The sequence below is a fragment of the Synechococcus sp. R60.1 genome (assembly GCF_047461835.1).
GTDB lineage: Bacteria > Cyanobacteriota > Cyanobacteriia > Thermostichales > Thermostichaceae > Thermostichus.
This window is the reverse complement of record NZ_JANSIA010000018.1, coordinates 23,643-36,495: the sequence shown is the minus strand read 5'-3', so window position 1 is coordinate 36,495 and position 12,853 is coordinate 23,643. Positions and strand designations below refer to the sequence as shown.

The 12,853-nt window shown below is 57.1% G+C and carries 12 protein-coding genes; 3 read left to right on the top strand and 9 right to left on the bottom strand.

Translation table 11 applies throughout. The annotated features are described in order from the left end of the window. The first annotated feature begins 91 nt into the window (after nt 1–91). Entirely contained in the window at nt 92–1,042 is a 951-nt protein-coding gene (locus NW834_RS04480) for a hypothetical protein (protein ID WP_414373964.1), read from the top strand. Nucleotides 1,043–1,263: 221 nt separating this feature from the next. Here the strand turns inward: NW834_RS04480 and NW834_RS04475 are convergent, their stop codons facing one another. Next, nucleotides 1,264–1,845, bottom strand: a complete 582-nt coding sequence (locus NW834_RS04475; protein ID WP_414418538.1) for a hypothetical protein — start codon at nt 1,843–1,845, stop codon at nt 1,264–1,266. A gap of 300 nt (nt 1,846–2,145) precedes the next feature. On the opposite strand from NW834_RS04475, the gene NW834_RS04470 reads away from it, so the two are divergent. Continuing rightward, nucleotides 2,146–3,087: a hypothetical protein gene (locus NW834_RS04470; protein ID WP_414418537.1), complete on the top strand. Its 942-nt coding sequence runs from the start codon at nt 2,146–2,148 to the stop codon at nt 3,085–3,087. Between the two features lie 47 nt (nt 3,088–3,134). Here NW834_RS04470 and NW834_RS04465 read toward each other — a convergent pair whose 3' ends face one another. From NW834_RS04465 to selD, 3 genes are all read right to left on the bottom strand, one after another. Beyond that, nucleotides 3,135–4,271, bottom strand: coding sequence for an ABC transporter permease (locus tag NW834_RS04465; RefSeq protein WP_414341758.1), 1,137 nt, complete (start codon nt 4,269–4,271; stop codon nt 3,135–3,137). Between the two features lie 142 nt (nt 4,272–4,413). Next, on the bottom strand, nt 4,414–4,911 hold the full coding sequence (locus NW834_RS04460; protein WP_414341756.1) for a hypothetical protein: 498 nt from the start codon (nt 4,909–4,911) through the stop codon (nt 4,414–4,416). A gap of 143 nt (nt 4,912–5,054) precedes the next feature. Next, a complete protein-coding gene (gene selD, locus NW834_RS04455; RefSeq protein WP_414413611.1) occupies nt 5,055–6,122 on the bottom strand; it encodes a selenide, water dikinase SelD in 1,068 nt (355 codons plus the stop codon). Between the two features lie 117 nt (nt 6,123–6,239). Here selD and NW834_RS04450 point away from each other — a divergent pair, with 117 nt between their 5' ends. Further along, nucleotides 6,240–9,737, top strand: a complete 3,498-nt coding sequence (locus NW834_RS04450) for a DNA polymerase III subunit alpha (RefSeq protein ID WP_414418038.1) — start codon at nt 6,240–6,242, stop codon at nt 9,735–9,737. A 37-nt stretch (nt 9,738–9,774) separates the two neighbouring features. Here NW834_RS04450 and NW834_RS04445 read toward each other — a convergent pair whose 3' ends face one another. The 5 genes from NW834_RS04445 to NW834_RS04425 all read right to left on the bottom strand — a co-directional run bounded on the left by NW834_RS04445 (nt 9,775) and on the right by NW834_RS04425 (nt 12,617). Next, complete coding sequence (locus tag NW834_RS04445; RefSeq protein ID WP_011432810.1) at nt 9,775–10,035, bottom strand: glutaredoxin family protein; 261 nt, start codon at nt 10,033–10,035, stop codon at nt 9,775–9,777. Nucleotides 10,036–10,044: 9 nt separating this feature from the next. After that, the gene (locus tag NW834_RS04440) at nt 10,045–10,872 is read right to left on the bottom strand and encodes a carbon-nitrogen hydrolase family protein (protein ID WP_011432809.1); all 828 of its coding nucleotides are present in this window, start codon (nt 10,870–10,872) and stop codon (nt 10,045–10,047) included. Between the two features lie 40 nt (nt 10,873–10,912). After that, nucleotides 10,913–11,134 (bottom strand): DUF2839 domain-containing protein, encoded by a 222-nt coding sequence (locus tag NW834_RS04435; RefSeq protein WP_414418536.1) that lies wholly within the window; start codon nt 11,132–11,134, stop codon nt 10,913–10,915. A 149-nt stretch (nt 11,135–11,283) separates the two neighbouring features. Beyond that, the gene (locus NW834_RS04430) at nt 11,284–12,039 is read right to left on the bottom strand and encodes an anti-sigma factor domain-containing protein (protein WP_414418535.1); all 756 of its coding nucleotides are present in this window, start codon (nt 12,037–12,039) and stop codon (nt 11,284–11,286) included. Further along, on the bottom strand, nt 12,036–12,617 hold the full coding sequence (locus NW834_RS04425) for a sigma-70 family RNA polymerase sigma factor (RefSeq protein ID WP_414418534.1): 582 nt from the start codon (nt 12,615–12,617) through the stop codon (nt 12,036–12,038). Before NW834_RS04425 ends, NW834_RS04430 begins: the two co-directional genes overlap by 4 nt. Nucleotides 12,618–12,853: the final 236 nt, after the last annotated feature.

Genomic DNA, 12,853 nt, shown 5'->3' with positions numbered 1-12,853 from the left:
GGTAGTAATCCGTACTGAACATATTATACATTATTTTCAGTATAGTTGAGCTTATTATTGACTAGAGTCATGCTCTCTCCCGGTGGTCTCTATGCTGAAATCGCTGCCTGCTCGCCCATTGTCCTGCTTTCTTGTAGCCGGCCTGCTGTTGGCAGGGGGCGTTGCGTTTTTGGCCCCCCGTTGGTTCCCGGCTCTGGCCAACGAACAGGCTGTTCCTGAGGCCGAACTGGCGCTTCGGCCCCTCTTGGCTCCGGGATCCCGGATCCTCAGCTCGCGGCGATTGAGCGACACAGAAGCGGAAATTTGGGTGGAGTCTCGGGGGGGAACCAGCCCTGTGATCATGCGGCTGAATGCTGCAGGGACTTGGGAACAGGATATGAGCGCCACCTTGGCCCGCGGAGCCAGCCAGATGCAAGCTCTCGCCCGCCAACAAACGGTGAACTTGCCTGCCGGCTTTGGCCAGACCGCCCCCGATCAACCCCCGCCGCCGGTGCCCTCCCTTCTGCAGTCCCTCCCCCGGCTCCTCAGGCCCCTCCCCGATCAACCCCCGCCGCCGGTGCCCTCCCTTCTGCAGGCTACCCAAGCTGCCTCTAGCCTGATCCCGCCAGTGGATCGAGAGCAGGAAACCCAGCGGGCCTTGAGTGGGGCTGGCCGTGTGGATCCCTTTGTGCCCCAGAACATTCGCGCTCCTGAACCGCAGATTGTCCTGCCGCCCCTGCCTCCACCTCCGGTTTTGCCCCCTCCTGGCGACGGCAATGGAGCGCCTGTAGCCGTGGCCACCCCGATCCCAACGCCTACCCCCGACCCAGCTGCGTTTGCCCGCAGTGTACAGGTTTCCGGGATGATACAGATCGGCGGCGAGTCCTTTGCTCTGGTTTCTGGCCCAGGTGTCATTCCCGCTGTGGTGCAGGCCGGGCAAAACTACCAAACCGCCAAGGTGGCCGGAGTATCGGTGCCAGAGCGACGGGTTGTGCTCTCGGAAGGGGGAGAAACGGTCGTGAAGCAAATGGAAGACACCAGCGTGATTGTAGGTGCGCCCTAGCTTCAGCAGCAGCAAGACACCGACGGTAGAACGGGCTTATTCCAAGTAGCAGCCAACTAGCAGTAAAACAGTTGGCTGGCTTGATTCCCAACTCCCCCTTCCAGAGGGGCCGGGGGCAAGGGTCAGAGGCTACTTGAACGGGCTCGGAACAACCCTAGTTGGAAGATAGGAGTTGCCAGATCTCCAGATCCCGAGATCTTGGCGGCAAGGCCGAGAAGACTTCAAAAGCGGGGTTCGCTGCTGAGGCGGGAGGGCTGCTGTTTTAGGTAGCGCAAAAACTCCCGCAGCTCGGCGTCGCTTAGTTGGTGGCGAGATTTCTTCTGAAAGCGACGTTCCAAAAACTCTTGTCCTTCCTTGCGGCCCCAGCCAATGCGCTGCATCTCCACATCCGTTTGGGCAATGATGTCCGATAGGTCATCCCCATAGGCCGCCGGCTCACTTAGACCGGGCAGCTCTGGGGAACTTGGCTTTGCAGGGATCCCTATCGACTCGGGGGCTGGAGAAGCAGGGGAAGACTGAGCGTGTCCGTTGGCCAACTCAGGAGTTGGCAGATAAGGCACCCTAGCAGTGTCCACACCCAGGCTTAATGCAGTTGTGGGATGGCCGAATCCTGCGTGGTTCAGGGCGCGCTTCAGTGCAGCATCTTCCGCTTCTTCTACTGTGTTGGAGCCGGCAATACCACTGCCCAGAACCGTGTTGTTCACCACCACCTGGGCTTTGACAATGTAGATCCCTTCTTCCACACGCAACAGTTCGGTGAGCAAACTGCCCATAGGGTACCGCTCTCGAAACTGTTGAATCATGTTTGCGCCGGAACCTGTCGCTGCTCGAGGCTTGATCACAAGCTAGCTTGAAAGTCAACCTCACATCCAGATCTCAATGTCTTAATAATCAGTAATAATCAAATTGTCCTCTCAAATTGTCGGATCAATATCGGCAAAGAAGTCTGCCACCCAATTCCAGAGAGACCCTTCTAGGCAAGCAACGTTCAGCTTGGCAAGGGTATGCTAAGGCCAAGGGATCCAGTCGCAAAGGTTGCCCCAGGTGGCTGGCTAGGGAGAACTGATCTATCATCGTCGCACAGCGAGGCATGACGGAAACCTATGGCTAGCGATACGACCGGGGCCAGCTCAGCCAGTTTGGGGCAGGCAGCCATCCGAGAGCGCAACTACGGCACTGCTTTGCAGTTGCTCCGGCGGGCTTATCGTGCGGATCCCAGCCCAGAGAATGCCCGTTGGCTGGCCACCGCCTACGAGGAGGCGGGTTACCTTCAATTGGCCGCTCTGTACCGAGAATTGGCCCAAGAGCGCAGGGAGACTCCCAAAGCGATTCAATTTCAGGCCCCCAAACCTCCCAGCACCCTTGAGGAGCTGAAGCAGCCATCTCCTGAACCGCCGGATCGCAAGACCATTCCCTTGCCGCAGCCGATCCCACGCCCAACCCCACCCGCATCTCCTCCGGATCAGCCAATTTGGGTTTACAAGCCCACCCCCATCGATCCCAAAAGCATCAGCCGCCAAGCGCCCCTTCGACCTCAAGCTGCAGAGCCTGCCCCTTCCCCTCAACCATCGGCGGAGAGGGACGACTATCTGCCGGTTCAGCACGCCCCGGATTTGAAAAACCCGCAGCAGGGATCCCCCTTTGTGCGGCGACTGAACCAACTGCATCGCCAGTTTAAGGATCAGCCCACAGCGGAACTGGCGCTACAACTGGCGGAAGCCTACGACGAGCAAAAGAACTTTAAAGAGGCCCAGCGCTACTACCGAGAGGTTTTGGATCTGGATGACTCTTGGCTGTTACGACCGATGGTGCAAGAGCGCCTAGAAGAGCTGCGGCAACTGCAGGAGCCAACAGCCGAACAGAATCCTTGGGCAGATCTCTCAGCCCAAAACTTGCTCAAGCTAGGAGAAAAGTTGGAACAGGAAGGGGAAGTGGCTCGTGCCGAGCAAGTTTACCGGCAGATCCTGAAAATGGATGCCACCCTGGATGTCCATGCTAAGGCTCGCAAGGGTCTAAACCGGCTTTATCCCGACGGAAAGCGGTGATTTGCAGGCCACTCCATTCCCCTCACTCGGCGCAATGGGGAAGCAGCTCACCCTTCCCGAGGATCAAGGGCATCTCGCAAACCATCCCCCAGCAGGTTAAAGGATAGAGAGGTCAGCACCACCATCAAAGTGGGGGCCAGCACCAGCCAGGGCTGTAGGATGATCACCGAAGCGTTGGTGGCCAGCGAGAGCATGTTGCCCCAAGAGGCATCCGGCTGCTGGATCCCCAACCCGATGAGGCTCAGCACCGACTCTGCCGCAATGTAGCCGGGCACCGCCAAGGTTGCCGAGATCACCACATAAGTGGCTGTCTGGGGCAAAATATGCCGCACCAGCAGGTACAGGGATCCAGCCCCGGCTACCCGCGCTGCCTGCACAAAGTCCCGCTCTCGCAAGGACAGCACCTGCCCACGAATCACCCTGGCTAGGCCCGCCCAACCCACAAAAGAGAGGATCACCACAATCACCAAGAAGCGCTCGGCATTGCTGAAGGGCACCCCGGTCAGCGGATTCACCTGCAACACCGCTGCCAGCGACACCAGCAGATACAGCGTCGGAATCGACATCAACACCTCGGCCAAGCGCATCAGGAGCGTATCCACCCAGCCCCCAAGGTAGCCGGATATGGCCCCCACCAGCAGACCAATGGGGAAAGAGATGCCAATGCCCACCAAGCCGATAAATAGGCTGACGCGCCCGCCATAGACCAAGCGACTGAAATAGTCCCGACCTTGATCATCGGTGCCCAGCAGGTGCAGCCGTGCCACAGGTGGCTCTTCGCTGATTTGCGATCCCACTTGTCCTGCTTCTGCAACAGGCCGCAGCGGGACGGTGCCAAACAGATGCCGATCCCAGGGGATCAACCCCAACCAACGGTAGGGAGTACCGGCCACAAACAAGCGGATCCCGGCTGGACGGCTGGTATCCACCAAGAGCGGGCGTTCTCCCGTTTCCAGATCCACCGGCCCCTGGCGAGTTGGATAAACGTGGGGCCCAATCCAAGCGCCCGATTCATCCCAAAAGTGAATGGCGGTGGGCGGCAGAAGGGATCCCCCCGGTTGAGATTCCAGTGGGCTGTAGGGGGCAACGAACTCGGCAAAAATGGCGCAGGCGTAGAAAACAAGGAGAATGTAAGCTCCTACTTGGGCCCATCGATTGCGGCGAAGCCGTTTCCACCACTGCATAAGGCAGAGATTCCAGTCGAGTCCAGTTGAACCAAATGCCAGCAGTGTAGCTGATCGTGTCTTGTTCCAGTTGCAGAGAGGGCTGCAAGGTGTCACCGATTCATGCTGGCAGGACGAGTCCCTTCCCCAGTCCAAGACAAGCTCAGCCTGCCAAGGAATAGCTGGGGCTGTAGAGGGCCGTCATCTCCATCCGCACCGCAGCAATCGTCTGGGGCAGCACCCCCACCAGCCGTGCCAAAATGTCATCGGGCAATTGGCTGACCAAATCCGCAGAGAAGAACTCCTCTAGGCTGAAGAGCAAAATCCGCGCCCGTTGCGCCGGCAGAGGATTATCGGTGATTTGCTGTAGCCAACGCATCCAGTGCAGCCGCTTGGCATAGGCACTTTGCCGCTCTTGGTGGTCTTGCGGATGCAGCAAAACCACATCCCCAATGGGGACAACGCCGCCGGACTCCACATCCAATGGCCCCCCCACCGCAGCGCCTGGCCCGGCAAACTCAGCATGAAACGTCTTGCAGATGATCAGGGCGTTGTGCCGCTGGGGATCCACCATCAGCAATTGCCCACTGCTGAGGGTTCGAATCAGCTGGCCAGGCTCAACTCGCTGAACCAGACTACGGCTGGGGGGAAGCTCGCTCATAGATCTCAGGATATCCTAACCTTCCCTTGCCTTACATGGTATCTTTAACTTTCTCAGAGCTGCTTGACGCAATCTTCATACTGAGCCCTCTATCGAGACTTTGCATGAGACTTTGCATGGTGAGTATTGCCAGAGGGTCTTCTTCAGGCTGCCGCTGGGCTGAGGCTGATCTTGCCGGTAACATGGATTCTGGTGTCTCCAGCTTGGCATCGGCCAATGCGACGGGCGTAGGGGTAGCCGGCACTGTGCAGCTCTTGCAAGAGGTCTGAGGTGTAGCCGGGATCCACCGCCACCAGCAAGCCCCCGCTGGTTTGGGGATCTGCCAGCAGCAGTTGCTGCCACTCGGGTAGGGATTCTGCCTGTACCCCCTCATAGCCCTGCCAATTGCGACGAGCCGCCCCTGGGAAGATCCCCGCTTCTGCCAGCGAGAGCGCTTCTGCCAAAAACGGAATGGAGGCCAGATCCAAACTGGCCCCCACCCCGGAGCCGCGACAGACTTCCAGCAAGTGTCCCAGCAGGCCAAACCCTGTTACATCCGTCATGGCGTGAACTTGCGGTCGCCGAGCCAGTTGCGAGCCGATGCGATTCAGCTGGGTCATCACCTGCAAAACTTCCGCGTAGCCTGCCGCACTGAGCTGACCCTTTTTCAGAGCGGTGGTCATCACCCCGATCCCCAGCGGCTTGGTCAGGATCAGATCGTCCCCAGGTTGGGCCGTGGCATTGCGGCGAATGTGGTGTGGATGGGCCAAACCTGCTGCCACCAAGCCGAAGATGGGCTCCGGCGAATCGATGGAGTGCCCCCCTGCCAAAGGGATCCCGGCTTCTTGGCAAACCTGGATCCCTCCGGCCATGATCCCTTGGATGGCCTGCATCGGCAGGGTATTGACCGGCATGCCCAAAACCGCCAAAGCCAGAATGGGAGTGCCCCCCATCGCGTAGACATCGGAAAGGGCATTGGTCGCCGCGATCCGACCAAAATCCACCGGCTCATCCACAATCGGCATGAAGAAGTCGGTGGTCAAAATTAGGGCTTGGTGGTCGTTTAGTTGATAGACAGCCGCATCATCGCTGGTTTCAGCTCCCACCAACAAAGCCGGATTTGGGGATAGCAGGGGCACATCCCTGAGAATTTGTTGCAGCAGGGCCGGGGCAATTTTACAGCCGCAGCCACCGCCGTGGGAGTACTGGGTGAGGCGAATGGGAGCATCCATAGATTCAAGAAAAGGGAAAAAACATCAGCTGACTTTACTGTAGCGGCATCTGCAGGCAGTCGAGAAATGGACACGCTGAGTTAAGGTTAAAGGGATCCCACTATCCATAGCGTTGCCATGTCTTTTGTTCCTTTGCATCTCCACAGCGAATACAGCCTCTTGGATGGCGCCAGCCAATTGCCGCGTCTGATCGAGCAGGTGGTCGCTATGGGTTTGCCGGGGCTGGCCCTGACGGATCACGGTGTCATGTATGGGGCGTTAGAGCTGGTGAAACTGTGTAAAAGCAAAGGGATTACTCCAATCATCGGCAATGAAATGTATGTAATCAACGGCGATATCCGCGACAAAAGCCGCAAGTACCCCAAGTATCACCAAGTGGTTCTGGCCAAAAATACCCAGGGCTACAAAAACTTAGTGAAGCTAACCACCATTTCCCATCTACATGGCATTCAAGGGAAAGGGATTTTCTCTCGCCCCTGCATCAACAAAGAGTATTTGGTGCAATACAAAGAAGGGCTGATCGTCACCAGCGGCTGCTTGGCAGGAGAAGTGCCTCAAGCTATTTTGCAGCGGCGGCCAGAAATTGCCCGTGAAGTTGCCGCTTGGTACCAAGAGCAGTTTGGGGATGATTATTACATCGAGATTCAGGATCACGGTTATCAAGAAGATCGCTTTGTCAATGTGCAGTTGGTGCGCATCGCCCGCGAATTGGGGATCCCGATCATCCTCACCAACGATAGCCATTTTATTTCCTGCTGGGATGTAGAGGCCCACGATGCGCTGCTCTGCATTCAAACAGGCAAATCCCTTACTGAAAAAAATCGCCTTCGCTACACCGGAACCGAATACCTGAAAAGCCCAGAAGAGATGCGCCGTCTCTGCCGTGACCATTTGGAACAGGAGGTGATTGACGAGGCCATCGCCAACACCCTGAAGGTGCTGGAAAAGATCGAGGGCTATGACCTATTTGGGGAAATGCGCATGCCCGACTACCCGGTTCCACCGGGCCATTCTGCCGATAGCTATCTCACAGAATTGGCCTGGCAGGGGCTGGCGAAGCGCTGCGGTGTTGCTCAGCCGGATCAGATCCCCCAAAACTACCAGGAGCGCCTGCGCTTTGAGCTGAACATCATCCAACAAAAGGGCTTCTCCAGCTATTTCCTGGTGGTCTGGGACTACGTTCGCTATGCCCGCGAGCAGGGGATCCCGGTGGGGCCGGGGCGAGGCTCGGCAGCAGGATCCCTGGTGGCCTATGCCCTACAAATTACCAACATTGACCCGGTTAAATACGGCCTACTGTTTGAGCGATTTCTCAATCCAGAACGTCAATCGATGCCGGATATCGATACGGATTTTTGCATCGAGCGGCGGGGAGAGCTGATCGACTATGTGACCCGCAAATACGGCCAAGAGCGAGTCGCCCAGATCATCACCTTTAACCGCATGACCTCTAAAGCCATTCTCAAAGATGTCGGTCGAGTCTTAGACATTCCCTACTCAGAAGCCGACAAAATGGCGAAATTGATCCCGGTATCCCGAGGCAAGCCCGCAAAATTGGAAGAGATGATTGGCGAGGATACTCCCGCTCCAGAGTTCAAAGAAAAATACGAGAAAGACCCAACCACCCACCGCTGGATCGAGCTGGCACGTTTGTTGGAGGGCACCAACAAAACCTTCGGGGTTCACGCTGCCGGTGTGGTGATTGCTAAGGATCCCTTAGATGAGATCGTGCCTCTGCAGTACAACAATGAAGGCCAAATTATCACCCAGTACTCGATGGAAGATATCGAGTCTTTGGGCTTGCTGAAGATGGACTTTTTGGGTCTGCGCAACCTGACGATGATTCAGCGGGCAGTGGAACTGATCCGAGAACACAATGGCGTCAATATAGATCTGGATAACCTACCCCTAGACGACAAGAAAACCTACCAGCTTTTGGAAAAGGGAGAGCTGGAAGGGATCTTCCAACTGGAATCTTCTGGCATGAAGCAGGTGGTGCGGGAGCTCAAACCTTCCAACCTGGAAGATATTTCTTCAGTATTGGCCTTGTACCGGCCAGGCCCATTGGATACGGGAATGATCCCCGACTTTATCGATCGCAAGCACGGTCGCAAACCGGTAACCTATGCCCACGAACTCCTCAAGCCCATTCTTCAGGATACCTACGGAGCCATCCTCTACCAGGAACAGATCATGCGCATTGCCCAAGACATGGCCGGATACACCTTAGGCCAAGCCGATCTGCTGCGGCGAGCGATGGGGAAAAAGAAAGTCTCCGAGATGGAGAAACACCGCGAGCAATTTGTGCAGGGGGCAGCCAAGCGGGGTGTAAGCCAAGAAGTTGCCACAGAATTGTTTGATCAAATGGTTGCTTTTGCCGAGTATTGCTTCAATAAATCGCATTCCACTGCCTATGGGTTGATTACTTTTCAAACAGCTTACCTCAAGGCCAATTACCCAACGGAATATATGGCAGCCTTGCTCTCTTCTGTGGGGGGAGATCAGGACAAGGTACAGCGCTACATTACCTATTGCTTGTCAATTGGGATCCAAATTCAGCCGCCGGATATCAACCGTTCTGGAATGGACTTTACTCCCCAGGGATCCAGCATTTTGTTTGGTCTGGGGGCAGTGAAGAATGTAGGGGAGGGGGCCATTCAAAACATTTTGGCTGCCCGTCAAGCTGATGGCCCCTTCACCTCTCTGGCGGATTTTTGCCAGCGGGTGGATCTGCGCATTGTTAACCGTCGTGCCCTGGAGGCCCTGATTTGTGCGGGCGCTTTTGATTGTATTTCTGGAAATCGTAAACAACTAATTGCCGATTTGGATCCCATCCTCAGTTGGGCAGCGCAGCGAGCCAAGTCCAAAGCCATCGGCCAAGCCAGCTTGTTCGATCTACTGGGGAGCAGTGGCAGCGCCGGCAATGGATTTGTGGAGGCTCCGCGTGGGCCGGCTACCGAGGATTTTCCACCTCAGGAAAAGTTGAGGCTAGAACGGGAGCTGCTGGGGTTTTATGTCTCGGATCATCCGCTGCGGCGCATTCAGGAGCAAGCGCGGCTGCTGGCCCCTGTAAACCTAGCTGACTTGGGCGGCTGCGCAGCCGATGCCTCTGTGGGCGTTCTCGCCCTGGTGACTGCCATTAAAAATGTCACAACCAAGAAAGGGGATCGCATGGCCATTTTGCAACTGGAAGATCTCACCGGCAGTTGTGAAGCAGTGATCTTCCCCAAAACCTATGAACGTTTGCGCGGTTGCCTGGAGGTGGATCAACGGCTATTGGTTTGGGCCAAAGTGGATCAGCGGGATGAACAGGTGCAACTGATTGTGGAAGATTTACAACCGATTGAATCTGTTAGTTGGGTAACGGTGGAGATCCCTCTCGACTCTGCTGGGACACTGGAGGATCGATACCGTTTACAGACGCTAATCGCTCGCCAACGCTCGGAAATTAAAGAAGAAAATCGCATTCCTGTCGTGGCTGCCATCACCGCCCATCCCCATACCCTTTGGGTGAGAATGGGATCCCAATTTTGGGTTAACAATGCCCAAGCCGCTGTTGAAGCCCTGCGTCAAGCCGGCTACACCGCCCGCAGCGAATCGCTGCTCTCTCCATAGGCATGGCAGAGAAAGCTCCGGCAGCAGCAGGAGAAATTCAACGGAGCTGTTTCTCAAGCCAAGCCCGCAACTGGCTCACCGTCAGCCGAGGGGAAGGACGTGGCAAAGGTCGCTCGGGATCCCCTGCCAGGGTGAGCACGGGAACTTCCAGTTGGTATTGCTCCCACCAACTCGGGTTGGAGGTGATGTCGCGGACTTCCAGATCACGGATTTCGGGGATCTGCCGCAACTTCTCCACCAAGCTCTCGCAGAGGTGGCAGCCGGGTTTGCTGTAGAGAATCAGGGGGGGCCAAGGCACAGCGGATCCCTAGCGGGTGACGGTGCAGGCCAGCCGACGGTGTTGTAGGGAAGGCATCTGCCGCCTGACCAACTGGAAACGCTCTGGGTTAATTTCAGCAATGGCCACCCCCGGTTTTTCGCCACCCGCATCCGCCAAGATAGTCCCCCAGGGGTCCACGATCATGGCATGGCCGTGACACTGTCGCCGCTCGTAGTGGGTGCCCACCTGGGCGGGGGCTATCACGTAACAGGTGTTCTCAATGGCCCGGCATTGCAGCAAAACCTGCCAGTGATCCCGACCCGTGTAGGCCGTGAAGGCGGCAGGGATGAGCAAAATCTGGGCTCCGCGATCCACCAGGGATCGGTACAGCTCTGGAAAGCGTACGTCGTAGCAGACCGACAAACCGAGGTTCCCCAGTTGCTCTTGCTCGCAGGTGACCACCTCATCTCCGCTGACCACCGTATTCGACTCGCGGTAGGTATTGCCGTCGGGCAGATTGACATCGAACAGGTGGATTTTGCGATAACGGGCCAGCTCTTTGCCATCGGGGCTGTAGAGGGCGGCGGTGTTGTAAACTTTGCCCTGCCCGTCCGGCACAGGATACCCTCCTCCCAAAATAAATACTTGGTAACGCTGGGCCATCTTGGCCAAAAACTCCTCCGCCCGCTCCGCAATCTCAGGAGCAAGGCGGGCTTTCTCGGCTTCCGGCCCCATGAAGGCAAAGTTTTCTGGTAGCGTCACCAGCTCGCATCCCTGGCGCACTGCAAAGTCGATCCACTCTTCCGCCTGCTGCAAGTTGCTGGCCAGATCGGGAATGCTGGTCATTTGAATGGCGGCTGCCAGATAAGAGCGCATAGACGGAAACTCCAAAGGATGCTAAAGGGGATCCGGCCGGCTAGCCGACCAGATGCCACCAGCCGAAGGCAGGCCCCACAAATCGGATCACAACCCAAACAATCGCCAGCAGAATAATGCCTGCCCAAGCACCACGGGTTGTCCAATTGTAGATCGCGCGAGCTTGCCCTTTGGTGAGGGGAATGTCTTTGAGGTTGGGAAACACCAGCTCTTGGTCGGGATCTTGGCTGATGCGGGTTTTACGGCGCTTTGCTTCGCCCATGGGGTAGCCTCCGAGTTCTTCGCCGGGTGGCGACTTTTATCTTAAGGTTTTCTGTCTGGGTCACAAGACTGGGTGGATATCAATCTGCATAATAATCGCCTATTTACGCCATCAGGCCACGCCAATCCATGGGCCTGCCGATGCTTTCCCTAGCCGGAAATCCACAAGGGGGATCCTTCGTGCTCTTGGGGACGCTCGCTGTCCTCTTCGCTAATGGCCACAGCCCGCACCCATTCTGCAGATTCAAACACCGGCGGTAGGCGCAGCTCCTGTTGGCGGTTTCCTGTTTCATCCACCGGAAAAGCTGCCATGAGGATGGCCCCCGCACTATCGGTGGTGAAGGGCGCCTCAGGATCCACCACCACCCACAGGGCATAGACCCGGCCTTCCGGCAGAGGTGGCAAACCTTGGGCCACCAATCGCCCTTGCAAGCGCTGGGGATCCACCTCAAGCCTGACCGAGCCGGTTAGGTTCTCCGCAGTCGGCTGCAACTCATAAGTCAACACCTCGGCAGGGATCCCTTGCGTCTGGGCTAGCTGCAGCCTGCGCCACAGGTAGAGGTTCCCCAGCCCCAAAGCGACGATCAAGCCTGCGGCCACCGCCCCCAAGCCCCGTTGCCAGAGACGGGATCCCTTGGCAATCCAGGCGGGGGTGCGCATCGGTTGGGCTGCCTGCTCCGCATGTGCCTGCAACAGAGAAGCCCGCAGGGCGGGGGGAGGTTGCTTTTCCTCCACGCCGTAGGCTGTCTCCAACGCCCGTTGCAACGCTTGCAGTTCTCGGTGCAGCTCCGGGCGCAGCTTGAGCAAGGCTTCCAGCCGGTCGGCCTCTTCCGGGGAGAGATCCCCCAGCACATAGCCTGCCAGCCACAGTTGCAGTTCTTCGGGAGACACAGATTCGGCTTTCATGAGGGGCCTCCCAACAACTCGCGCAGCCGCAGCAAACCCCGCCGGGCTCTGGCTTTGACCGTTCCCAAAGGCAGATCCAGTTGCTTGGCAATTTCCGTTTGGCTCATGCCTTCGTAATAGGCCATCTTTAAGACTTGCCGCTGACTTTCGGACAACTCGGCCAAAGCCGTTTGCACCTCAACCACCTGCTCTGCTTGAGCCAACTGCTCCAAGGTGGGATCCGCAGCAGGACTACCCTGCAATTCCACTCTGCCCTGTTCCAGGGAGCGCTGTCGATTCCGCCAAGAGCGCAGCCGATCCAAACAGCGAGAGCGAGCCAAGATGCTCAGGTAGGTGCGCAGGGATCCCCGTCTGGGATCAAAGGAGGAACGAGCCAAGTTCAAAAAAATATCCTGGGTGAGATCTTCGGCTTCGGCAGTACTGCCCAGCATTTTGCAGGCAATTCCGTACACCAAGCCGGCATGTCGGTCGTAGAGAATGGCCAGAGCTTGTGACCGGCCTGCTTTTAGGGCTGCAAACACCTCTGCATCGGTTTTTTCCTGCAGGGATTCCTCAGCTTTGTCACCCTCGATCTTCATGAGTGGGAAGAGGAAACGGGATGGAAAAGAGAAAGAAACTGCAGAGGCACAAGCATCGCCCAGAGTAATCCAAGCAGGGCAGCGGCTCTCATAATTTATCGTCTGCATAGGCGGAGGTCAACCCCGAGCTAAGGGGAGATAGAAGGCCCAATCCTGAGCTGGGATCGGGCCGGGTCAAGGATCAACAGCAGCAACGATCTCAAAACGATTCCAACAATTGGTTCCAAATCAATGAA